Source organism: Alkalilimnicola ehrlichii MLHE-1, assembly GCF_000014785.1.
Classification (GTDB): domain Bacteria; phylum Pseudomonadota; class Gammaproteobacteria; order Nitrococcales; family Halorhodospiraceae; genus Alkalilimnicola; species Alkalilimnicola ehrlichii.
This window is the reverse complement of sequence record NC_008340.1, coordinates 585,697-607,237: the sequence shown is the minus strand read 5'-3', so window position 1 is coordinate 607,237 and position 21,541 is coordinate 585,697. Positions and strand designations below refer to the sequence as shown.

Annotated in this window: 20 protein-coding genes; 10 read left to right on the top strand and 10 right to left on the bottom strand. The window is 67.3% G+C overall.

The features are described 5' to 3' along the window. Window positions 1–85 precede the first annotated feature (85 nt). The 4 genes from MLG_RS02855 to MLG_RS02840 all read left to right on the top strand — a co-directional run bounded on the left by MLG_RS02855 (window position 86) and on the right by MLG_RS02840 (window position 5,646). Entirely contained in the window at window positions 86–1,579 is a 1,494-nt protein-coding gene (locus tag MLG_RS02855) for a leucyl aminopeptidase (RefSeq protein ID WP_011628307.1), read from the top strand. Between the two features lies 1 nt (window position 1,580). Beyond that, window positions 1,581–2,021: a DNA polymerase III subunit chi gene (locus tag MLG_RS02850; protein WP_011628306.1), complete on the top strand. Its 441-nt coding sequence runs from the start codon at window positions 1,581–1,583 to the stop codon at window positions 2,019–2,021. A gap of 183 nt (window positions 2,022–2,204) precedes the next feature. Beyond that, entirely contained in the window at window positions 2,205–2,738 is a 534-nt protein-coding gene (locus MLG_RS02845) for a GNAT family N-acetyltransferase (RefSeq protein ID WP_011628305.1), read from the top strand. 154 nt (window positions 2,739–2,892) lie between these two features. After that, window positions 2,893–5,646 carry a valine--tRNA ligase gene (locus MLG_RS02840; protein ID WP_011628304.1) on the top strand — a complete coding sequence of 918 codons (2,754 nt, stop codon included), beginning with the start codon at window positions 2,893–2,895 and terminating at the stop codon, window positions 5,644–5,646. A gap of 61 nt (window positions 5,647–5,707) precedes the next feature. Here MLG_RS02840 and MLG_RS02835 read toward each other — a convergent pair whose 3' ends face one another. The 4 genes from MLG_RS02835 to MLG_RS02820 form a co-directional block, all read right to left on the bottom strand. Beyond that, window positions 5,708–5,899 (bottom strand): DUF2970 domain-containing protein, encoded by a 192-nt coding sequence (locus MLG_RS02835; protein ID WP_049753507.1) that lies wholly within the window; start codon window positions 5,897–5,899, stop codon window positions 5,708–5,710. 4 nt (window positions 5,900–5,903) lie between these two features. Continuing rightward, complete coding sequence (gene rimI, locus MLG_RS02830) at window positions 5,904–6,347, bottom strand: ribosomal protein S18-alanine N-acetyltransferase (RefSeq protein WP_232209276.1); 444 nt, start codon at window positions 6,345–6,347, stop codon at window positions 5,904–5,906. 70 nt (window positions 6,348–6,417) lie between these two features. Then, complete coding sequence (locus tag MLG_RS02825; RefSeq protein WP_011628301.1) at window positions 6,418–7,212, bottom strand: uracil-DNA glycosylase; 795 nt, start codon at window positions 7,210–7,212, stop codon at window positions 6,418–6,420. Window positions 7,213–7,216: 4 nt separating this feature from the next. Next, the gene (locus MLG_RS02820) at window positions 7,217–8,770 is read right to left on the bottom strand and encodes a 2-isopropylmalate synthase (RefSeq protein WP_011628300.1); all 1,554 of its coding nucleotides are present in this window, start codon (window positions 8,768–8,770) and stop codon (window positions 7,217–7,219) included. A 412-nt stretch (window positions 8,771–9,182) separates the two neighbouring features. Between MLG_RS02820 and MLG_RS02815 the strand changes: the two genes are divergently transcribed. Then, window positions 9,183–10,145, top strand: coding sequence for a zinc metalloprotease HtpX (locus MLG_RS02815; protein WP_011628299.1), 963 nt, complete (start codon window positions 9,183–9,185; stop codon window positions 10,143–10,145). 48 nt (window positions 10,146–10,193) lie between these two features. Here MLG_RS02815 and pssA read toward each other — a convergent pair whose 3' ends face one another. Beyond that, complete coding sequence (gene pssA / locus MLG_RS02810) at window positions 10,194–10,949, bottom strand: CDP-diacylglycerol--serine O-phosphatidyltransferase (RefSeq protein ID WP_011628298.1); 756 nt, start codon at window positions 10,947–10,949, stop codon at window positions 10,194–10,196. Between the two features lie 125 nt (window positions 10,950–11,074). Between pssA and MLG_RS02805 the strand changes: the two genes are divergently transcribed. Further along, on the top strand, window positions 11,075–11,281 hold the full coding sequence (locus tag MLG_RS02805) for a DUF3185 family protein (RefSeq protein ID WP_011628297.1): 207 nt from the start codon (window positions 11,075–11,077) through the stop codon (window positions 11,279–11,281). 159 nt (window positions 11,282–11,440) lie between these two features. Here MLG_RS02805 and MLG_RS02800 read toward each other — a convergent pair whose 3' ends face one another. From MLG_RS02800 to ilvN, 5 genes are all read right to left on the bottom strand, one after another. Further along, a complete protein-coding gene (locus MLG_RS02800) occupies window positions 11,441–11,806 on the bottom strand; it encodes a phasin family protein (RefSeq protein ID WP_011628296.1) in 366 nt (121 codons plus the stop codon). Between the two features lie 201 nt (window positions 11,807–12,007). Beyond that, complete coding sequence (locus MLG_RS02795) at window positions 12,008–12,511, bottom strand: NfeD family protein (RefSeq protein ID WP_011628295.1); 504 nt, start codon at window positions 12,509–12,511, stop codon at window positions 12,008–12,010. 139 nt (window positions 12,512–12,650) lie between these two features. Next, the gene (locus MLG_RS02790) at window positions 12,651–13,712 is read right to left on the bottom strand and encodes a hypothetical protein (protein WP_011628294.1); all 1,062 of its coding nucleotides are present in this window, start codon (window positions 13,710–13,712) and stop codon (window positions 12,651–12,653) included. A 252-nt stretch (window positions 13,713–13,964) separates the two neighbouring features. Continuing rightward, window positions 13,965–14,981, bottom strand: coding sequence for a ketol-acid reductoisomerase (gene ilvC, locus MLG_RS02785; RefSeq protein WP_011628293.1), 1,017 nt, complete (start codon window positions 14,979–14,981; stop codon window positions 13,965–13,967). Window positions 14,982–15,037: 56 nt separating this feature from the next. Beyond that, complete coding sequence (ilvN, locus tag MLG_RS02780; protein WP_011628292.1) at window positions 15,038–15,532, bottom strand: acetolactate synthase small subunit; 495 nt, start codon at window positions 15,530–15,532, stop codon at window positions 15,038–15,040. A 346-nt stretch (window positions 15,533–15,878) separates the two neighbouring features. Between ilvN and MLG_RS02775 the strand changes: the two genes are divergently transcribed. The 4 genes from MLG_RS02775 to MLG_RS02760 all read left to right on the top strand — a co-directional run bounded on the left by MLG_RS02775 (window position 15,879) and on the right by MLG_RS02760 (window position 21,532). Further along, complete coding sequence (locus tag MLG_RS02775; protein WP_041717881.1) at window positions 15,879–17,159, top strand: MgtC/SapB family protein; 1,281 nt, start codon at window positions 15,879–15,881, stop codon at window positions 17,157–17,159. A gap of 166 nt (window positions 17,160–17,325) precedes the next feature. Then, a complete protein-coding gene (locus MLG_RS02770) occupies window positions 17,326–17,664 on the top strand; it encodes a hypothetical protein (RefSeq protein ID WP_011628290.1) in 339 nt (112 codons plus the stop codon). Beyond that, window positions 17,661–19,742: a putative bifunctional diguanylate cyclase/phosphodiesterase gene (locus MLG_RS02765; RefSeq protein ID WP_011628289.1), complete on the top strand. Its 2,082-nt coding sequence runs from the start codon at window positions 17,661–17,663 to the stop codon at window positions 19,740–19,742. Before MLG_RS02770 ends, MLG_RS02765 begins: the two co-directional genes overlap by 4 nt. An 83-nt stretch (window positions 19,743–19,825) precedes the next feature. Then, window positions 19,826–21,532, top strand: a complete 1,707-nt coding sequence (locus tag MLG_RS02760; protein WP_011628288.1) for a proline--tRNA ligase — start codon at window positions 19,826–19,828, stop codon at window positions 21,530–21,532. The last annotated feature ends 9 nt before the right edge of the window (window positions 21,533–21,541 follow it).

Sequence of the window (21,541 nt, the reverse complement as noted above, 5' to 3'; positions counted from 1 at the left end):
ACCCATCAAGGGCGCCGAAGCGTAACCGAGGGCCGCCGGCCCTGGCGAGTTCGCGCGTCCGCCCGGGCCCACAAGGGAGCGTTTCATGGACCACACCGTCAAGAGCAAGACCGCCGATACCGTCAGCAGCCCCTGCGCCGTGGTGGGCGTGTTCGAGCGCCGCCGCCTGTCCCCTGCCGCCAAGGCCGTGGACGAGGCCAGCGGCGGCGCCATAACCGCGGCCCTGAAGCGGGGCGATATCGAGGCCAAGCCCGGTCAGACCCGCCTGCTCACCGATCTGGACAACGTCAAGGCCGCCCGGGTTCTGCTGGTGGGCCTGGGCGTGGAGCGCGACCTGGACGAGCGCACCTACCGCAAGGCCGTCACCGCCGCCGCCCAGGCGGCGCAGGACTGCGGCGCCGGTGAGGCGACCTTCTACCTGCCGGAGGTCGAGGTGAAGACCCGCGACCTGGCCTGGCGGGTCCAGCAGCTCGCCATCGGCGTGACCGGCGCCCTCTACCGCTTCGACGACATGAAGAGCGAGGCGGAAACGCCCAGGAAGCCGCTGAAGAAGCTCGCCCTGGGGGTGGCGGACAAGGCCGAGGCCAAAGTCGCCGATGAGGCCCTGGCGCAGGGGATGGCGGTCGGCCGGGGCATGAGCCTGGCCCGCGACCTCGGCAACCTGCCCGGTAACGTCTGCACCCCCAGCTACCTGGCCGACCAGGCCAAGGCGCTGGGCAAGCGGTTCGACAAACTCAAGGTGCAGAGCCTGGACCGCAAGGACATGAAGAAGCTGGGCATGGGCGCGCTGCTGGCGGTGGCCCAGGGCAGCCAGGAGGAGCCGCGCCTGATCGCCATGGAGTGGAACGGCGGCAAGAAGGACGAGCAGCCCTACGTGCTGGTGGGCAAGGGGATCACCTTCGACACCGGCGGCATCTCCCTGAAACCCGGGGCGGCCATGGACGAGATGAAGTTCGACATGTGCGGCGCCGCCAGCGTGTTCGGCACCCTGCAGGCGGTGGCCGAGATGAACCTGCCCATCAACGTGGTGGGCGTGGTGCCGGCCAGCGACAACATGCCCGACGGCAAGGCCACCCGCCCGGGGGACATTATCCAGACCCTGTCCGGGCAGACAGTGGAGGTGCTCAACACCGACGCCGAGGGCCGGCTGGTGCTGTGCGACGCCCTTACCTGGTCCGAGCGCTTCAAGCCCAAGGAGATCGTCGACATCGCCACCCTCACCGGGGCCTGCATCATCGCCCTGGGTCACCACCGGAGTGCGGTGCTGGGCAACCATCCGCCCCTGGTCAAGGCCCTGCAGGATGCCGGTGAGACCAGCGGCGACAAATGCTGGGAACTGCCCCTGGACCCGGAGTACGACGAGCAGCTCAAGAGCAACTTCGCCGACATGGCCAACATCGGTGGGCGACCGGCCGGCACCATCACCGCCGCCAGCTTCCTGGCCCGCTTCACCAAGCGCTACCAGTGGGCCCACCTGGATATCGCCGGCACCGCCTGGCTCACCGGTGAGCAGAAAGGCGCCACCGGCCGGCCGGTGCCGCTGCTCACCCGGTACCTCATGGACCGGGCCGGGGCCTGAGGTGAGTGGGCAGCCGCAACCGCTGGTGCGCTTCTACGTGCTGAACCGCGCCACCGACCCGGTTCAGCGGGAGCGCTTTGCCTGTGAGCTGGTGGCCAAGGGGCTCGAGCACGGCGTCCGGCATATCCATATCCAGGTGCATGACCCGCAGCAGGCCCGCCGGCTGGACACCCTGCTGTGGACCTTCCGCAAGGAGAGCTTCATCCCCCACGCGGTGCAGGCGGAGGCCGAGGATGAGCCGGTGGTGATCGGCGACCGGCCCGAGCCGCGGCCCGACGCCCTGCTGATCAACCTGGCCGCGGACATCCCGCCGGAGTGGACGGCATTCGGCCGTGTGTTCGAGGTGGTGGTGCAGGATCCGGAGATTCTGCACACCACCCGCAGCCACTTCCGCACCTACCAGCAGGCCGGTGTCACGCCGGAAAAGCATGACGTGCGCTGACCTCACCAATCCTCGGACAGGCAACCATCCCCTTGCCTCTAAGGGGGCGCAGCACCTGGTGGTTTCCTTCCATACTACATACGATGAGGGGTGCACCGTCCTCGTTCAGGGGCGAGTTTGATGTGGCGAGCCGCCTCATACCCATAACCGAACGATGACCAGGGCGTTTCCGGAGGAACCCGCATGACCCAACGCGTAGCAAAGTCACTGCAAGAACGGGAGGTGCAAGCCAAGGACGGACAACGTTATCTCCTGCGGCCCATCCGCCCCAGCGACGCCCCATCGCTGATGCGCGGCTACCAGGCCCTGTCGCCCCAGGAGCGTTGGTTCCGCATGCTGCATGCCGTGCCGGAATTGAGCGAGGACGCGGCACGGGCCTTCTGCAACCCGGACCTGGCGCGGGATTTCTGCCTGGTGCTGGAGGGGCAGGACGGTCTGGCCGGGGAGATCGTGGGCGGCGCCCGCATCACCGGAGAGGCCAATGGCCGTGACTGCGAGTTCTCAGTCTCGCTGCGCCCCGAGGTCCGTGGCCTGGGCCTGGCCCAGGCGGCCCTGCGCATGGCCCTGCAGGCGGCGGCAGAGGCCGGTTATGAACGGGTTTATGGCACCATCGCCCGCGACAACCGGGGCATGATCCATCTGGCCGTGCTACTGGGCTTCAACATCCGACAGGATCCGGACGACCCCGCCTTCGTGATCGCGGAAAAGGCCCTTTGACCGCCCCCACCACCCACTGAGGCCCGGTAAGGCGGGCGGAACGGAAACCGCCCGGTGACCCCGGATGCCCGGGCGCTGCCCTGCGCGTTAGCGGAAACTGCGGTAAGATAACGAGTTTTCCAAGCCCCCAACCCAATCGGATCAGACCGGATACATGGAAAAGACCTACCAGCCGCAGGCCATCGAGGAAAAGTGGTACGCCTACTGGGAAGAGCACGGGCATTTCGCCCCCTCCGGCGAGGGTGAGCCCTACTGCATCATGATCCCGCCACCCAATGTGACGGGCACGCTGCACATGGGCCACGCCTTCCAGGACACCATCATGGATGCGCTGATCCGCTACCAGCGCATGTGCGGCCGCAACACCCTCTGGCAGCCCGGCACCGACCACGCCGGCATCGCCACCCAGATGGTGGTGGAGCGCCAGCTGGAGGCCGAGGGCAAGTCCCGCTTCGATCTGGGCCGCGAGAAGTTCCTCGAGCGGGTCTGGCAATGGAAGGCGGAATCCGGCGGCACCATCACCCGCCAGCTGCGGCGCATGGGGGCGTCGGTGGACTGGTCCCGCGAGCGCTTCACCATGGACGAGGGGCTGTCCCGTGCGGTGCGCGAGGTCTTCGTGCGGCTCTACGAGGACGGCCTGATCTACCGGGGCAAGCGGCTGGTCAACTGGGATCCGGTGCTGCACACCGCCGTCTCCGACCTGGAGGTCACCAGCCAGGAGGAACAGGGCCACATCTGGCACATGCGCTACCCGATCTCCGACGGCTCGGGCCACGTGGTGGTGGCCACCACCCGGCCGGAGACCATGCTCGGCGACACCGCCGTGGCGGTGCACCCGGAGGACGAGCGGTTCAGGCACCTGGTGGGCAAGACGGTGGACCTGCCGCTCACCGGCCGTCAGATCCCGGTGATCGCCGACGACTACGTGGACCCGGAATTCGGCTCCGGCTGCGTCAAGATCACCCCGGCCCACGACTTCAACGACTACGCCGTGGGCGAGCGCCACGACCTGGCGAAGATCAACATCCTCACCCCGGATGCCGCCATCAACGAGCACGCGCCCAAGGCCTACCAGGGGCTGGACCGGTTCGAGGCGCGCAAGCGCATCGTGGCCGACTTGGATGAACTGGGCCTGCTGGAGAAGGTGGAGGACCACACACTGATGGTGCCGCGCGGCGACCGCAGCGGCGCCGTGCTGGAGCCCTTCCTCACCGACCAGTGGTACGTCCGCGCCGAACCGCTGGCCCGGCCGGCCATCGAGGCGGTGGAAGCGGGCCGCATCCGGTTTATCCCCGGGAACTGGGACCGCACCTACTACGAGTGGATGAATAACATCCAGGACTGGTGCATCAGCCGCCAGATCTGGTGGGGGCACCGCATCCCCGCCTGGTACGACGCCGAAGGCCATGTCTACGTGGGCCGCACCGAGGAGGAGGTGCGCGCACGGCACAACCTGGGCAACGTGCCGCTGCACCAGGACGAGGACGTGCTGGACACCTGGTTCAGCTCCGCGCTCTGGCCCTTCTCCACCCTGGGCTGGCCCGACGAAACCGAGGCGCTACGCACCTTCTACCCCACCTCGGTGCTGGTCACCGGCTTCGACATCATCTTCTTCTGGGTCGCCCGGATGATCATGATGGGCCTGCACTTCATGGACGACGTGCCCTTCCGGGAGATCTACATCCACGGCCTGGTGCGCGACCCGGACGGGCAGAAGATGTCCAAGTCCAAGGGCAACGTCCTCGACCCGCTGGACATCATCGAGGGCATCGAGCTGGAAGAGCTGGTGGCCAAGCGCACCAGCGGGCTGATGCAGCCGCAGATGGCGAAGCGGATCGAAAAGGCCACCCGCAAGCAGTTCCCGGACGGCATCCCCGCCCACGGCACCGACGCCCTGCGCTTCACCTTCGCCTCACTGGCCACCACCGGCCGCGATGTGGTCTTCGACCTGGGCCGTGCTGAGGGCTACCGCAATTTCTGCAACAAGATCTGGAACGCGGCCCGCTACGTGCTGATGAACACCGAGGGCCACGACACCGGGGTGGCCGCCGAGGACGTGAAGCTCACAGTGGCCGACCGCTGGATCATCTCGCAGCTCCAACGCACCGAGCTGCGGGTGCGCGAGGCACTGGACGGTTACCGTCTGGACCTGGCCGCCCAGGCCATCCACGAGTTCATCTGGGACGAGTACTGCGACTGGTACCTGGAGCTGTCCAAGCCGGTGCTCAACCAGTCCGACGACCCGGCCCTGCTGCGCGGCACCCGCCGCACCCTGGTACGGGTGCTGGAGGCCGTCCTGCGGCTCACCCACCCGATCATGCCCTTCATCACCGAGGCCGTCTGGCAGCAAATCGCGCCGCTGGCGGGCAAGCAGGGCGACAGCATCATGACCCAGCCCTACCCGGTGGCCGAGGCCGGGCTGGTGGACAACGCCGCCGAGGCGGACATCGCCTGGATCAAGCAGTTCGTGCTGGGCGTGCGCCGCATCCGTGGCGAGATGGATCTGTCACCGGCCAAGCCACTACCGGTGCTGCTGCAGAACACCGCCCCCGAGGACCGCGCCCGGTTGGAGAACTACGACGCCTTCCTCAAGACCCTGGCCCGGCTGGAGTCCATCGAGGAGGTCACCGGCGAGGCGCCCGAATCCGCCATCGCCCTGGTGGGCGACATGCAGCTCCTGGTACCCATGGCCGGCCTGATCGACAAGGACGCCGAGCTGGCCCGCCTGGACAAGGCCCGCCAGCGCCTGCAAAAGGAGGTGGCGCGCCTGGAGGGCAAACTGGGCAACGAGAACTTCATCACCAAGGCGCCGGAGGCGGTGGTCCAGAAGGAGCGCGACAAACTCGCCGACCAGCGCTCCGCCCTGGAGAAGATCGAGACCCAGCGCGAGAAGATCGCCCGGGTCTGAGCGGCATACCGGGCCGAGCCTGAGGCGGCGGGTCGCGTCAGGGCGACGCTGCCCACCGGGCTCAAGCCCCGGCGCTGGCGAGCACTACCCGGACGATCAGCACCAGAACCAGGATAAAGACCAGCGTGAAGGCCACGCCGGCGGCGATGAACAACCAGGGGCTCCCCTGGGTAAAATCGCGCCGCCGGGCCTGCTCGGTCTGCACCCCGAAGGCCGCCGCCAGGGTGCTCATCAGGACCTGCCACCAGCCCATCCGCTCACGCCCCACCGCCCGGCCCCTCGATCAGCCGCGCCAGCACCAGGGCATCCTCCCGCCCCCCGGTAGCCGGGTAATAGCCGCGGCGTCGCCCGATTCGCTCGAAGCCCGCCGAGCGGTAGAGAGCCTGGGCGCCCTTGTTGCTGGGTCGCACCTCCAGGAAGAGCTCCTGCACCTCGAAGGTGGGGGCATCCGCGATCACCCGTTCCAGCAGCGCCTGCCCCACCCCCTCCCGGCGCACCTCCGGACTGACGCATAGGTTCAGGATATGGCCCTCTCCGGCCACCGCCGAGATCAGCACGAAGCCCACGATATGCCCGCCCCGCACATAGACCCAGCCGGGATACCCGGCGCGCAGGCAGTCGCGGAAGATGCCGTAGGACCACGGCCAGGAATAGGAGCGCTGCTCCACCTGCACCACTTCGGGGAGATCCGCCTCAATCATCGCCCGGATCCTTCCGGGCCGGGGGGCAACGACGGCTACCATGGGCGCCTCCGATGGGCCGGGCACAGGGCTATTCCGCCAGGATCCGGCGGATACGCTTGAGATCCTCCCAGGCCCTCGCCTTGTCCGCGGGGTTACGTAACAGGTAAGCAGGATGATAGGTGGCCAGCAAGGGGACATCCACCGGGGCATAGCGATGCAGCCCACCCCGGAGCCGCCCCAGCGGCGTGGTGACATTGAGTAGCTGATGGGCGGAGACCCGGCCCAGGGCGACGATCAAGCGTGGCTCCAGCAGGGTGAGCTGACGTTCCAGATAAGGCCGGCACGCCGCGACCTCCTCGGGCCGCGGGTCGCGATTGCGCGGCGGCCGGCACTTCACCACGTTGCAGATGTAGACCCGGGAGCGATCCAGGCCGATGGCGGCCAGCATGCGATCCAACAGGCGCCCGGCCTGGCCCACGAAGGGCTCGCCCCGCTTATCCTCCTCGGCCCCGGGCCCCTCGCCCACCAGGACCAGATCCGCCTGCCGACTGCCCACCCCGAAGACGGTGTTACGGCGCCCTTCACAGAGCCCGCACAGGCGGCACCCGGCCACCCGGTCTTCCAGAGCGGCCCAGTTCAGCCGCGCCACGTCACCGCTGGTGGGGTCCGCCTCGGAGGCAGCGGCCGGTTCCGCCGCGGGGGGCGCCGTGACCACGTCCGCCGGCGCCGGCCCGGGCTCTGGCGCCCCATCCCGCACCGGGTCCGGCCCGGCCGGAACGGCATCCGCCACCTGCGGCCCCGCCCCCGGCCGCGGCACATAGAGATCAACCCCCATCTGCCGCAGCCGTTGGTACCGGCGGGCGTCGCGGCCAGCGTCGCCCATGGCGCTAAACGTCCGCCGCCTGCGGGTGGCGCCGCAGCTCACCCTGGTCGATCTTGTTCAGGGCGTTCAGGTAGGCCTTGGCCGAGGCGATGACGATGTCGGTGTCCGAGCCTTGCCCGTTGACGATCCGCCCACCCCGTTCCAGGCGCACGGTCACCTCGCCCTGGGAGTCGGTCCCGGTGGTGATATTGCTCACCGAGTAGAGCAACAGCTCGGTATCCGCCGCCCCGACCAGCTCCTCAATGGCCTTGAAGGCGGCATCTACCGGACCACTGCCCGGACAGACCGCCCTGCGCTCGTGGCCGTCCACCGCCAGGGTGACAATCGCCTCCGGGGTCTCCCCGGTCTCGGAGCAGACCCGCAGCGCGAGCAGCCGGTAACGCTCGTTCTCCAGCTCCAGGTTGGCCTCGGTGACCAGCGCCTGCAGGTCCTCGTCGAAGATCTCGTGCTTCTTGTCCGCCAGCCCCTTGAAGCGCTGAAAGGCCTCGTTAAGCTGCTCCTCCGACTCAAACTCGATGCCCAGATCCTTGAGCCGGGCGCGGAAGGCGTTGCGGCCCGAGTGCTTGCCCAGCACCATGCGGTTGGTGTGCCAGCCCACGTCCTCGGCGCGCATGATCTCGTAGGTCTCGCGGTGCTTGAGCACCCCGTCCTGGTGGATGCCCGACTCGTGGGCGAAGGCGTTGGCGCCCACGATGGCCTTGTTCGGCTGGGGCTGGAAACCGGTGATATTGGCCACCAGGCGGCTGGCAGGGACGATCTCGTGGGCATCGATCCCGGTGTCGCAGGGGAAGAAGTCCTGCCGGGTGCGCACCGCCATGACCACCTCCTCCAGTGCGGCGTTGCCGGCCCGCTCGCCCAGGCCGTTGATGGTGCACTCCACCTGTCGGGCCCCGTTCATCACCGCGGCCAGGGAGTTGGCCACCGCCACCCCCAGATCGTTGTGGCAGTGCACCGAGAAGACCGCCTTGTCGGAGTTGGGCACCCGCTCGCGCAGCCGCCCGATCAACCCGCCGAATTGCTCGGGCAGGTTGTAGCCCACCGTATCGGGGATGTTCACGGTGCCGGCGCCAGCGTCGATCACCGCCTCAATGACCCGGCAGAGGAACTCCGGATCGGAACGCCCGGCGTCCTCCGGCGAGAACTCCACATCGTCGCAAAGGGAGCGGGCCAGCTTCACCGCCCGGACGGCGGCATCCACCACCTCGTCGGGGGTCATCCGCAGCTTCTTCTCCATGTGGATGGGCGAGGTGGCCAGGAAGGTGTGGATACGCCCGGCCTCGGCCTCCTGCAGCGCCTCACCGGCCCGCCGGATATCGTCCTCGCGGGCGCGCGCCAGGCCGCAGATACGGCTGCCCCGTACCGCACGGGCGACGGCGCGGACCGACTCGAAGTCGCCTTCGCTGGCGGCGGGGAAACCGGCCTCGATGACATCCACCTTCAGTCGCTCCAGGGCACGGCCGATGCGCACCTTCTCCTCGCGGGTCATGGAGGCGCCGGGGCTCTGCTCGCCGTCGCGCAACGTGGTGTCGAAGATGATGAGTCTTTCTTTCTCGCTCATGATGGTTCTCCCGGAAGGCCGGCCGCGCACGCCGACCACCTTATACGAATACCCTCCCGCTGCCGAGACGCGGGCCTGGAAACTGGACAGACTGTGAGGTGGGGGTGACTTAGCTGCCTTGCGGCAGCAGCAGTCGCAGACTGGTGAAGGTCAGCAGCGGACGGCCGGACAGGGACGACGCCCAACGCCGGGAGGCGCCGGTGGAGATTGCGTCGCTGGGCAACCCTTGGAAGATCATGAGGTATGGAACACTCTGGCCGTTGTGTTGGAACCGATTGAGCTTGACTATAAACGCGAACCCTGTGCACTGACAACCCCAATCACCACCGTCCTGCCGGGTCTTTCCCCCCGGGCCGGCGGCCGCCACCCGAACGCTTGCGCCCGAGCACCGGTTTCCGTCATAACTGACCGGATGGACACCGCAAACCTGGCGTACCGCAAGCTACAGAATCTGCTCGCCGCCGCCCTGCTGTTAGGGGGTCTGACCCTGCTCCTGGGGCTGATGGGCTGGCTCCTGGCCGGCGGCGCCGGGTTGGTCTGGGCGGTGGCCCTGGCGCTGATCACCAGCCTCGCGGCGCGCAGCCTGCCCGCCCGGTTGCTGCTTGCCCACTCCGGTGCCTCGCCCTTGCCGGTGCGGGCGGCGCCGGAGCTCTACCAGGTGCTGACGGAGCTCTACCGACGGGCGGGGCTGCGCCACCGCCCCACGCTCTATTACCTGCCCTCTCCGGCCTTAAATGCCTTTGCGGTCGGTCACCGGGACGACGGCGGCATCGCCGTCAGCAGCGGTCTGCTGCGCACCTTGAACCTGCGCGAACTGGCCGGCGTACTGGCCCACGAGGTCAGCCACCTGCGGCACAACGACACCACGGTGATGGCCATGGCCGACGCCATGGCCCGGCTCACCTTCTGGGCGGCGGTGCTGGGCCAGGTGGTGCTGCTCCTGCTGTTGCCCTGGTGGCTGGCGGGCGAGCTGCCCATCCCCTGGCTGCTCTTCCTCGCCATTCTGTTCGCCCCCAGCGCCAGCACCCTGCTGCAACTGGCCCTGTCCCGGAACCGGGAGTACGCGGCGGACATGGAGGCGGCGAACCTCACCGGCGACCCCGAAGGGTTGATGTCGGCCCTGGTGAAGCTGGAACGGTTCAATGGGGGCTGGTTGCGCAGCCTCTTCGGGCGCACCCCGCAACTGGCCCCGCCATGGCTGCGCACCCACCCACCAACCGAGGAGCGCATCCAACGCCTGCAGAACCTGGCGCATCGGCGACCGGCGGCGACCCCGTCGGAGCTCTTGGGTCGGCCGCCGTTCACCCTGCGGGTCATCCCGCCGGCCACCCGCCCGCAGCGGCGCTACTGGCTGATCCGGCGGCGCTGGCCCTGACCGATGGCGAGCCGGGGTGGCGGGGGCATCCCGCTGTGGCCCGGCCGATCAGCCGGAGCGCCCCTCGCGCACGCGTCGGCGACGCTGATGCCAGGTGAGCGCGGGACCGGAGAGCATGTAGATGAAAAAACCGGCGAAAAGCACGGTGGGCGGGTGGATCAGTAGGAAGGCCAGGGCAAGCAGCACCACCACCATGGTGAAGAAGGGCACCCGGTAGCGGAAGTCCACCTCTTTGAAGCTATAGTAGCGCAATCGGCTGACCATCAGCAGGCCGGCCGTGAGGACAATGACCCCACTGGCGATCATGGCACTGCCGTCGCTGATACCCAGGTGATCCCCCACCCAGATCAGCCCCGCCACCACACCGGCGGCCGCCGGACTGGGCAGCCCCTGGAAGTAGCGCTTGTCCGCCATCCCCACCTGGGTGTTGAACCGGGCCAGGCGCAGTGCCGCGCAGGCCGCGTAGACGAAGGCGATCAGCAGACCCAGCTTGGCCAACGGCCCGGGCAGGCTGGCGGTGCCGGAGAGCGCCCAGATCCAGGCCACCAGGGCCGGCCCTACGCCGAAGCTGACCATGTCCGCAATGCTGTCAAACTGTACGCCGAAGTCGCTTTGGGTGTTGGTCATCCGTGCCACACGGCCGTCCAGGCCATCGAAGACCATGGCAATGAAGATGGCCAGGGCCGCGTTGCGGAAGTCGCCGTTGAAGGCCGAGATGATGGCGAAGAAGCCGAAAAACAGACAACCGGTGGTCAGGAGGTTGGGCAGCAGATAGATGCCACGACGGCGCTTGCTCGCATCCATGGGGGTTCGCTTTACTGGCTGTGGGGCTGGGCTACCTAGTGTAACCTCTGAATGCGGCCCGGAACGAACCACAAGGCCGGCCCGCCGCGGGCGCAGGGCGGACGGCAAACTGACGGAGTGAACCGATGCATTGGAAACGGCTGCTGGGACTGGTCATTTTGATCGCCGGTGCGGTACTGCTTTACTTCGGCTGGGGCCTGGCCTCGACGCCGGAGGAGCAGGCGCAATGGGAGGCCACCGGTAACTTCACTGACCAGACCGCCATGATGCTGATCAGCGGCGGTGTGGCCTCCATCGTGGGCCTGATGCTGATCCTCTTCGGCCGGCAGTGACCCCGCGGGCCGGATGACCCCGGCCGTGAGGCCGGCCGTGAGGCCGGCCGCGGAAAAGCGGGCCCCGAAAAGACGAGGGCCCCGGGGGGCGCGTAAACCCCCGGGGCCCTCTTTCCGGCAGGACACGGGCGCCGGCGACGCCCGACCCTACAGCGGACCTTACTTGGCCTGGCCGGCGACGTTGCCGAACTCGCGGGCGCTGTCCTGCACCAGCTTCTGGGCGTTCTGCGCCAGCTCCTGGTTCAGGGCCACGACCTTCTCGGCCTCGCCCTTGGCACGCTGGCCAATCTCTTCGGCGAGCTTGCGCTGGCCTTCGACGTAGGACTGCAGGTCGTTCTGGTCCTTGATGTCCAGCGCGGCGCGAGTCTGCTTCAGAGCGGTCTCAGTGTTGGCCTTGGCGGCCTCGAACTGAATGTTGACCAGCTTCTCGAAGTAGTCCAAACCCAGGCCGGCGTAGGCACGGGCGGGGCCGACAAACAGCTTCTCAGCCTGCTCGGAATACTGCTGGAAAGTCTCGTTGCTCATAGTGTTCACCTTTGCATCAAAATGGCTTGGGGGTTCAGGAGCTGAGGTTGTCCCCTCCTGATGCAGTGCACAATACCAAAGCCGGTGGTGCGCCGCAACATTTTTCGCGCAAAGCGTTAGACCATTGATGCATAAGTGGTATGCGCTTCCTGTCTGATCCCTGACCGGCCCTTGTAAGGGCCGGAAAAGGTGACGGATAGGTCAGTCGCGCCGGGCGTCCGCCGGGTCCGACCGGTCGGCATCGGCCACCCGGCAGACCTCCGCGGTAATCCCGCTGAAGCGCAGCACCCGGACGCGCTCACCCGGGGCGAGCGGCCGGTCACCGGCAGGCCCGTCACCGGGGTCCACCAGTCGGACGGGGAAGAAGTCGCCCAGCACGCGGATGCCCAACCGCTCGCCCCAACGCTCGACCACGTAGGTCTCGCCACCCACCCGGGTGTCCCGCCGGGCCGTCCCACTGCGACCGCCGCTCATCCGCCGCATGAACCAAAGCACGACGGGCAGCAGCAGCAGGCCAGCCACGCCGGCCACTGCGAGTTGCCCCGTCAATCCCAGCCCCAGCAGCGCCGCCGCCATGCCCGCCAGGGCCGTCAGCCCCAGCAACAGCAGCACACCGCTGGTGCCACCGGCCAGCAACAGGTCGGCGAGAATCAGCGCCAGTCCGGCCACCAGCCAGATCACCCAGGGATCGAAGTGCTCGGTCATGCCCCCTCCTTTTTCCAGACCCAGCCAAGCCTGACCCAAGCATCCCGCCTGAGCAGCGGCCTGGCAAGCACCCCCCAAAAGAAACCCCCGGCGGGCGCAGGGCCACACCGGGGGTGCCGCATGAGACGGGAGACGGTGACTACATACCGACGGCGCAGAGGAAGTCGTCGTTAAAGTCGTCCTCGTCGTCCGCCTTATCGTCCAGTTCGGCGTGGGAGTAACAGCGGTTCTCGATCTCGGTCGCCCCATCAATGCAGACTTCGTTGTCGTGGAAGGTCATCGTGATATTGAAGTCATGGCCACCGGCCGATCCCTCCATGTGCAATTCACCACTGCTCGGGTAATCATCACCCGGGTCATCAAGCCGCAGATCCGCGACAGTGTCGTACACCACAGAGAACAGCCGGTCGATGGTGGGGTCCGAGGCCTCCGAATAGAGCCCGACACTCATACCGCCGTCGATGGTGAAATCGATCGGACCGCTGCTCGGCCCTTCGATGGTGGCCTCCAGGCCCGCATCCATCTGCGTGCTCATCCGGACTTCCTGTCCGTCGCACATACCGCCGAACTCACTGTTCACTGCGCTCAGCACTTCCAGCCGGGCATCCTCCACCCCCGCACCTGAGAAATGATTCTCGTACTCCCCGTCGAAGGTCATCCAAAAGTGCATCTCGATATCGCCGGTGGTCTCCACCTCCGAGCGGTAATCGTTCGCGGTCCAGTGTAAGGCGGTGTCGTAGCCGGCGTCCGGCGTCACGGTGAAATCCAGCTCCATGTACCCGTCAATCAGGGTGTCGCTGTCGAACGTGGGGCCCGAGGAAGACCTCATGCACTCGTCGGCGTCCAGTTCGAAGTAGTCCGGGCCGCTGGTTACCTCCAGGGTCCCGGTGTCACACTCGAAATCGTCCCAGCCCGAGCCACCCGTGGCGGTGACCGTCTGGCCTCCCATTCCGTCGTCCGCCTCCGCCAGGGGCGGCGGCCCGTCAAGCACCTCCTCGGAGTTACCGATGAAATCAAAGAGGAGCTCCTGGGGCGCAAGCCCCATGCCCACGGCCATCTCCTCGCTTTCGGCAGCCGTCATCTCCTCCGTCCCCTCGTCTCCGTTCCCGCTGCTGCTGCCAGACGACAGGCAGCCGGTCAGCGCCAAGGGGGAGAGCAACCCGACGACCAGCGCTCCCTTGCAATAGACCGGATAACGCATATTCCCTCCGTCAATCTTTACCGTTCTTGTTCCAGCGGCCACCCCCCACAAGAGCAAAGACCGCTTCAAAGAAAACGTAGAATATACAAGACAACTTGCCACACCCGATTGGTATTAGTTGCTTTTGTGTGTGGTAGAGGCCCTGGCGGTACGCGGTGGCGGCACACAAAAAAAACCGGGCCCCTGCTCAGGGGCCCGGCCTCGGCGTCCAGGATGGCGGCCCCGGAGACGGGGCGCCGGAACGGTGGCGCGTCAGTTCTTGTCCTTGTCCACCAGCTTGTTGGCGTTGATCCAGGGCATCATGCCGCGCAGGCGCTCGCCCACCACCTCGATCTCGTGCTCGGCGGCGAGCCGGCGGCGGGCGGTGAGGGTCGGGCAGCCGGCCTGGTTCTCCAGCACGAACTCGCGGGCGAACTCGCCCTCCTGGATCTCGGCCAGGATCTCGCGCATGGCCTCGCGGCTCTCCTCGTTGATCACCCGCGGGCCGCGAGTGAAGTCACCGTACTCGGCAGTGTTGGAGATGGAGTAGCGCATGTTGGCGATGCCGCCCTGGTAGAGCAGATCGACGATCAGCTTGGTCTCGTGCAGGCACTCGAAGTAGGCCATCTCGGGGGCGTAGCCCGCCTCGACCAGGGTCTCAAACCCGGCCTGGATCAGCGAGGTGATACCGCCGCAGAGCACCGCCTGCTCGCCGAACAGGTCGGTCTCGGTCTCCTCGCGGAAGCTGGTCTCGATGACACCGGCACGGCCACCGCCGTTGGCGGAGGCATAGGACAGGGCGATGTCCTTGGCCTTGCCGGTGGCGTCCTGGTGGATGGCGATCAGGCTGGGCACGCCGCCGCCCTCCACATAGGTGGAGCGCACCAGGTGGCCCGGGCCCTTGGGCGCGACCATGATCACGTCCAGGTCGGCGGCGGGCTGGATCTGGCCGAAATGGATGTTGAAGCCGTGGGCAAAGGCGATGGCCGCACCGGGCTTCACGTTGGGGGCGATCTGGTTGTGGTAGATCACCGCCTGGTGCTCGTCTGGGGCCAGGATCATGACCACGTCCGCCTGGGCGGCGGCGTCCTCGATGCTGGCCACGGCCAGGCCGGCCTTTTGCGCCTTGGCCGCGGAGCTGGAGCCCTCGCGCAGCCCCACCACCACGTCCACACCCGACTCTTTCAGGTTGTTGGCATGGGCATGGCCCTGGGAGCCGTAGCCGATGACGGCGACCTTCTTGCCCTGAATGATGGAAAGATCGGCGTCCTTATCGTAATAGACTTGCATGATTCCCCCGTCCGGATTCACGTTGCGGCGCCAGGGCGCCCATGGCTTGACTGGATTCAGACCCGCAGGTGCTTCTCACCGCGGGCAATACCGATGACCCCCGAGCGCACCACCTCGAGGATGGCGCTCTGCCCCAACACATCGAGAAAGGCGTCCAGCTTCTCGCCGGGCCCGGTGAGCTCGATGGTGTAGATGCGGTCGGTGACATCGAGGATGCGCCCGCGGAAGATATCGGTCAGACGCTTGAACTCCTCACGCTGGTCCGCGCCCGCGGCGGCCACCTTGATGAGCATCATCTCGCGTTCGATGTGCCGGCCCTCGGTCATGTCCATGACCTTGACCACATCCAGCAGTTTGTTGAGCTGCTTGATGATCTGCTCGATGATGCGATCGTCACCGATGGTGACCAGCGTCATGCGCGACAGGGTGGGGTCGTCGGTGGGGGCTACGGTGAGGCACTCGATGTTGTAGCCCCTTGCCGTGAACAGCCCGGCGATACGCGAGAGCGCACCGAACTCGTTCTCCACCAGGATCGATATGATATGCCGCATGGTCCGCTGGTCCTTCTGGATCTGCCCCGGGGGCGATGCGCACCCGGCCGACCGGGCCTGATCGCACCGGGGCCTGAAAAAAGCGCTCGCAGGAAAAGGAGCAAACCTACTCGGGATGCGCCTGAGCGTCAAGCCGGGCCGGCCGGACACGCCGGCACCGCCGCTGGGGCCTTTCGCCGCAGCCCCGGATCCTGCCCCGAATGAGGTGACCGGCCCGGCGCCGGTGTCACCGGTCGCTGCTAACCGCTATGGTTAGACAGGATGTCTCCCCGCCGGGCGATCGCCGCCCGGGGAGGCCCGCGTGCCGCGACAGGGAGGGGCCCGCCCCGGGCCACAGCCGCCAGCAATGGAAGAACTCACCGAGCAGTTCATCGCCGGCAACGAAACCATCCTGCAGTTGGCTGTGGCACTGCTGCTGGGCGCGCTCATCGGTCTGGAGCGCGGTTGGGAATCGCGGGAGCTGGCCGCCGGGCGCCGGGTGGCAGGGATCCGCACCTATGCCCTGCTCGGGCTGTTGGGTGGCCTGTCGGCGGTGCTTTCCGAGGCCCTCAGCCCCTGGGCCTTCCCGGTGATGCTGATCGGCGTGGCGGCGCTGACGCTGGTGGCCTACCGCACCCAGGCGGAGCAGGAGCGCAACGTCAGTATCACCGGCGCGGTGGGCCAGATACTCACCTTCTCGTTCGGGGCGATCGCGGTGGCGGTGGACATGGTGGTGGCCACCGCGGGCGCAGTGGTCACGGTGCTGATCCTGGACAACAAGCGGGAGATCCACGGCCTGATCAACCAGCTTCATGCCCATGAGCTGGACGCGGCCTTCAAGCTGCTGTTGATCTCCGTGGTCATGCTGCCCCTGCTGCCGGACGAGGGCATGGGCCCCGGCAGGGCCATCAACCCTTACGAGATCTGGTGGCTGGTGGTGTTGATCGCCTCGGTCTCCTTCGTCGGCTACTTCGCCGTCCGGGTCGGCGGCACCGAGAAGGGGATCCTGTTCACCAGCCTGTTCGCGGGGCTGAGCTCCTCCACCGCGCTGACCCTGCACTTCTCCCGACAGTCGCGCCAGGCCGCCGAACTCAGCCCACTGCTGGCCGCCGGCATCCTCATCGCCTGCGGCACCATGTTCCCGCGCATCCTGCTCTATGCGCTGATCATCAATCCGGCACTGATCCCGGCGCTGGTGCTGCCGGTCATCGTCATGGCCACCCTGCTCTACCTGCCCGCGCTGGTCATCTGGCACCGGCAACGCCGGCGCCAGGACGTGGCCCAGCCGACCCTAAAACAGAACCCGCTGGATCTGAAGTCGGCGTTGATGTTCGGTGCCTTGCTCACCGCCATCATGTTCCTCGGTGAATGGCTGCGGGAATGGCTGGGGGACGCCGGCATCTATCTGCTGGCCGCCTCCTCCGGGGTGGCGGACGTGGACGCCATCACGTTGTCGTTGACCCGGATGTCCAACGTCTCCATCACCCTGGACACGGCGGTGATGGGCATCGTCATCGCCGCCTCGGTGAACAACCTGATCAAGGGCGGCCTGGCCGCGGTGATCGGCACCGGCGCGCTGGGCAAACGGGTCACCGGTCCCATGCTGTTGTCGCTGGCCGCCGGGCTGGCCGTGGCTTGGTGGCAATAGGCGGTGAAGGCCCCCGCAACCGGCGCGAGAAAACCTGCTAATCTCATGGTATTGAACATTATGGGTTCAGCTTCCCGCCGGTTTGCCGACTATTAAGGCAGGGAGACCTGATCCTGTATCAGCGTTTTTCGCATAACTAACACCCGATCCAACCGAAACCGGAACCATGCAACGGGACAGCAGCCGCTATATCATCCGCGCCAGCGTCAAGGAATTCTCCCTGCCGCCTATCCACGATGGCCTGGTCCTGGGGCGTGAGTCCCCCATCGGCCACATGGCGGTGGCCAAGGCGCTGGATCTGCTCACCATCACGCCCTACGAACACCTGGAGATCGAGGACGAGGTCATCGGCGATGTCCTGGTACGCAGCGCCGTGCTGCGCAAGCTCAGCGCCGACCAGGTCCGTGACTTTGTGCTGACGCGGGTGAAACCGCTGATGGGGCCGGAGGAGATCGTCCACCTAGAGATGGAAATCGAGGTCCAGATCGACTCGGAGGGGACATGAACGGCGATCTTCAGGCATCGGACCTACTCTGCAGCCACTGGATCGAGGTGGCCGCCATCCAGCGTTACCGCGATGTGGTGCGTGATGGTAAAGAGCCGGTGCGCGCCTTCGCGGTGCTGAACGAGGACGGGCGCTTCATGGGGCTGGTGGAGGAGCGCCAGGCCGCCCTCTTCCCCGGCCGCATCTTCGCCGACCTGCTGGTCAAACGCCCCCCAGAACCGGTAGCCGCCGACGCCGCGGTGCGAGACGTGCTGAATGCGCTGGACCGCGCCCCCACCCTGCACCTGCCGGTGGTGGATGAGCGGGGCGAGTGTATTGGCGTCACCTCGCACACCTGTCTCTTTTCCGTGCTGTTGTCCCGCGAACAAGCGCTGCGCCGCGAGCGCGAATCGCTCATCCTGCAACTGCAGGATGAGCTCCACGCCCACGAGATCGCCAGCGCGGTCTTCAACGCCACCTCCGAGGGGATCATGGTGACGGACGCGGAACAGCGCATCATCTCCGTCAACCGTGCCTTTGTGAACACCACCGGCTATGAACCCCGGGAGGCCCTGGGCCAGAGCCCCAGCATCCTCTCCTCCGGACGCCACAGCGCTGACTTCTACGCGGACATGTGGGAACAGCTTCGGGAGCACGGGACCTGGGAGGGGGAGATCTGGAACCGGCGCAAGAACGGCGAGGTCTACCCGGAGTGGCTCCACGTGGATGCCATCCGCGACGAGGCCGGACGGATCACGAATTACGTCGGGGTCTTCTCCGACATCACCAAGCACAAGGAGCTGCACGATCGGCTGCATGCATTGGCCAATTACGACAGCCTGACCGGACTACCCAACCGGACTCTGTTCCTTGATCGCCTCCGGCAGATCATCGCCCTGGCCGAACACCGCGGGTTCTCCTTCTCCCTCCTCTACCTGGGCCTGGACCGGTTCAAGGAGATCAACGACACCTACAGCCACACTGCCGGCGATCAGGTGCTGGTGGAGGTCGGCCAGCGGCTGCAGACCTGCCTGCGGGAGAAAGACGACCTGGCACGCATGGGCGGCGATGAATTCGTCATCCTCGTGGAGGGCGAAGAGCTCAACGTCCACACCGTGGCCCAACGCCTGCTGCGCACCCTGGAAAACCCGATCCTGATCGACCAAGAGCCCTTCTTTGTCTCCGCCAGCATCGGCATCTGCCACTACCCCGACGACGGCGCGGACACGGATACGCTGATGGCGACGGCCCAATCGGCCCTCTACCAGGCGAAGGCCGCCGGCCAGGGCGGCTTCAGTCTCTACTCACCCGACGCCCATGAACGCGCCCGACAGCGGGTGCGCCTGGTCTCGGACCTGCGCGAGGCGCTGGAGCACAACAGGCTCGAACTGGCCTGGCAACCCCAGTTCGGTCTCGACAACCGCCGGGTGACCGGCTTCGAGGCCCTGGCCCGCTGGCAGCGGGACGATGGGCGCCCGATCAGCCCCGCCGAATTCATCCCGCTGGCGGAGCAGTCGGGGCTGATCGCGCAACTGGGGCGATGGGTGATCGACACCGCAACCGCTGAGGCCAAGGCGCTGCTGCAGGCCCGGCCGGAGCTGGAGCAGGCCCGCTTTGCGCTCAACCTGTCCCCCTACCAGCTTGATGACTCCCTGCCGAAGATCCTGACCGATGGCCTGGCCGCCGCCGGTCTCCCGGCCGGCGCCCTGGAGGTGGAGATCACCGAATCCGCGCTCTTCGCCGACCAGGAAAGGGTGACCGAAACGTTGAATGCCATCGGCTCGACCGGAGTCCGATTGGCGGTGGACGACTTCGGCACCGGCTACTCCAACATCGCCCGGCTCAAGCTGCTGCCTATCCACCGGCTCAAGCTGGATCGCTCCCTCATCACCGACCTGGAGCACGACCACAGCGACCGGGAGATCGTCCGGGCGCTGCTGGCCATGGCCGAGGCCCTGGGCCTGGACGTGGTGGCCGAGGGGGTTGAGACGCAGGCCCAGGCCACCTTCCTGGCCCAGGCCGGCTGTCCACAGGCACAGGGCTACCTGTACGCGCGGCCGCAACCGCTGGAGCCGTTACTGACCTGGCTGCGCGGATAAGCCGGTGTCCCCCGCGGGTTCGTCCCGGCCTGTGGCTGTTGTATCCTTCCCAGCCAGGTTTTCAATCAGAAGGATATGCGCCGATGCGAGCCAGCCTGTTTCCGCTCTCCACCAGCAAGGAGACCCCCGCCGACGCCGAGATCGTCAGCCACCAGCTCATGCTCCGGGCCGGGATGATCCGCAAACTGGCGGCCGGCCTGTACACCTGGACACCGCTGGGGCTGCGGGTGCTGCGCAAGGTGGAGCAGATCGTGCGCGAGGAGATGGACCGCGCCGGCGCCCACGAGCTGCTGATGCCGGCGGTGCAGCCGGCGGAGCTCTGGCAGGAGTCCACCCGCTGGGACAAGTACGGCCCCGAGCTGCTGCGGCTGAAGGACCGCCACGAGCGCGACTTCTGCTTCGGCCCCACCCACGAGGAGGTGATCACCGACTACGTGCGCCGGGAGGTGAAGAGCTACCGCCAGCTGCCGCTCAACCTCTACCAGATCCAGACCAAGTTCCGCGACGAGATCCGCCCCCGCTTCGGGGTCATGCGCGCCCGCGAGTTCCTGATGAAGGACGCCTACTCCTTCCACCTGGACGACGACTGCCTGGCGCGCACCTACCAGGTGATGTACGAAACCTACACCCGGATCTTCGAGCGCACCGGCCTGGTCTTCCGCGCGGTGGCGGCCGACTCGGGCAACATCGGCGGCAGCGTCTCCCACGAGTTCCACGTGCTGGCCGAGTCCGGTGAGGACGCGGTGGCCTTCTCCGATGAGAGCGACTACGCCGCCAACGTGGAGCTGGCCGAGGCGGTGGCCCCGGCCGGCGAGGCCCCGCCACCGGCCGAGACCATGCGCCGGGTGGACACCCCCGGGGCACGCACCATCGACGACCTGGTCCGAGACTACGGCCTGCCCATCGAGAAGACCGTCAAGACCCTGGTGGTGCACGGCGCCGACGGTGGCCTGGTGGCCCTGCTGGTACGCGGCGACCACAGCCTGAACGACGTCAAGGCCACGACCCTGCCCCAGGTGGCCGAGCCGCTGGTGATGGCCGGCGAGGAGGAGATCCGCGCCGCGGTGGGCGCCGGCCCCGGCTCGCTGGGCCCGGTGGAACTGCCCCTGCCCTGCGTGGTCGACCGCAGCGTGGCAGTGATGAGCGACTTCGCCGCCGGCGCCAACCAGGACGACGCGCACTATTTCGGTATCAACTGGGGCCGCGATGTGGCCCTGCCCGAGGTGGCCGACCTGCGCGAGGTGGTGGCCGGCGACCCGAGCCCCGACGGCCGGGGCACCCTGGAGATCGCCCGCGGCATCGAGGTGGGCCATATCTTCCAATTGGGCCGGGAGTACAGCGAGAAGATGAAGGCCACGGTGCTGAACGAGGCCGGCGACGCCCAGACCGTGACCATGGGCTGCTACGGCATCGGCGTCTCCCGCGTGGTGGCCGCCGCCATCGAGCAGAACCACGACGACAACGGCATCATCTGGCCCGCGCCTATCGCCCCCTTCCAACTGGCCCTGGTGCCCATCGGCATGAACCGTTCCGAGGCGGTGACCGAGCAGGCCGAAAAGCTCTACGCCGAGCTGCAGGCGGAGGGCGTGGAGGTCTTTTTCGATGACCGCGACGCCCGCCCGGGGGTGAAGTTCGCCGACATGGAACTGATCGGCATCCCCCACCGGCTGGTGATCGGTGACCGGGGGCTGAAAAACGGGGTGGTGGAGTACCGGGGCCGGCGGGACAGCGAGAGCACCGATGTGCCGCTGGCGGAGCTGAGCGCCTTCCTGCGGGAACGCCTGGGCTGACCGCCCCGG

Coding starts and splice junctions, on each gene's coding strand:
- ilvN (WP_011628292.1), bottom strand. CDS start 15,532: ATGCGGCATATCATATCGATCCTGGTGGAGAACGAGTTCGGTGCGCTC.
- MLG_RS02855 (WP_011628307.1), top strand. CDS start 86: ATGGACCACACCGTCAAGAGCAAGACCGCCGATACCGTCAGCAGCCCC.
- MLG_RS02840 (WP_011628304.1), top strand. CDS start 2,893: ATGGAAAAGACCTACCAGCCGCAGGCCATCGAGGAAAAGTGGTACGCC.
- pssA (WP_011628298.1), bottom strand. CDS start 10,949: ATGGATGCGAGCAAGCGCCGTCGTGGCATCTATCTGCTGCCCAACCTC.
- MLG_RS02790 (WP_011628294.1), bottom strand. CDS start 13,712: ATGCGTTATCCGGTCTATTGCAAGGGAGCGCTGGTCGTCGGGTTGCTC.
- MLG_RS02815 (WP_011628299.1), top strand. CDS start 9,183: ATGGACACCGCAAACCTGGCGTACCGCAAGCTACAGAATCTGCTCGCC.
- MLG_RS02845 (WP_011628305.1), top strand. CDS start 2,205: ATGACCCAACGCGTAGCAAAGTCACTGCAAGAACGGGAGGTGCAAGCC.
- MLG_RS02825 (WP_011628301.1), bottom strand. CDS start 7,212: ATGGGCGACGCTGGCCGCGACGCCCGCCGGTACCAACGGCTGCGGCAG.
- MLG_RS02760 (WP_011628288.1), top strand. CDS start 19,826: ATGCGAGCCAGCCTGTTTCCGCTCTCCACCAGCAAGGAGACCCCCGCC.
- MLG_RS02805 (WP_011628297.1), top strand. CDS start 11,075: ATGCATTGGAAACGGCTGCTGGGACTGGTCATTTTGATCGCCGGTGCG.
- MLG_RS02765 (WP_011628289.1), top strand. CDS start 17,661: ATGAACGGCGATCTTCAGGCATCGGACCTACTCTGCAGCCACTGGATC.
- MLG_RS02775 (WP_041717881.1), top strand. CDS start 15,879: ATGGAAGAACTCACCGAGCAGTTCATCGCCGGCAACGAAACCATCCTG.
- MLG_RS02820 (WP_011628300.1), bottom strand. CDS start 8,770: ATGAGCGAGAAAGAAAGACTCATCATCTTCGACACCACGTTGCGCGAC.
- ilvC (WP_011628293.1), bottom strand. CDS start 14,981: ATGCAAGTCTATTACGATAAGGACGCCGATCTTTCCATCATTCAGGGC.
- MLG_RS02800 (WP_011628296.1), bottom strand. CDS start 11,806: ATGAGCAACGAGACTTTCCAGCAGTATTCCGAGCAGGCTGAGAAGCTG.
- MLG_RS02835 (WP_049753507.1), bottom strand. CDS start 5,899: ATGGGCTGGTGGCAGGTCCTGATGAGCACCCTGGCGGCGGCCTTCGGG.
- MLG_RS02795 (WP_011628295.1), bottom strand. CDS start 12,511: ATGACCGAGCACTTCGATCCCTGGGTGATCTGGCTGGTGGCCGGACTG.
- MLG_RS02770 (WP_011628290.1), top strand. CDS start 17,326: ATGCAACGGGACAGCAGCCGCTATATCATCCGCGCCAGCGTCAAGGAA.
- rimI (WP_232209276.1), bottom strand. CDS start 6,347: ATGATTGAGGCGGATCTCCCCGAAGTGGTGCAGGTGGAGCAGCGCTCC.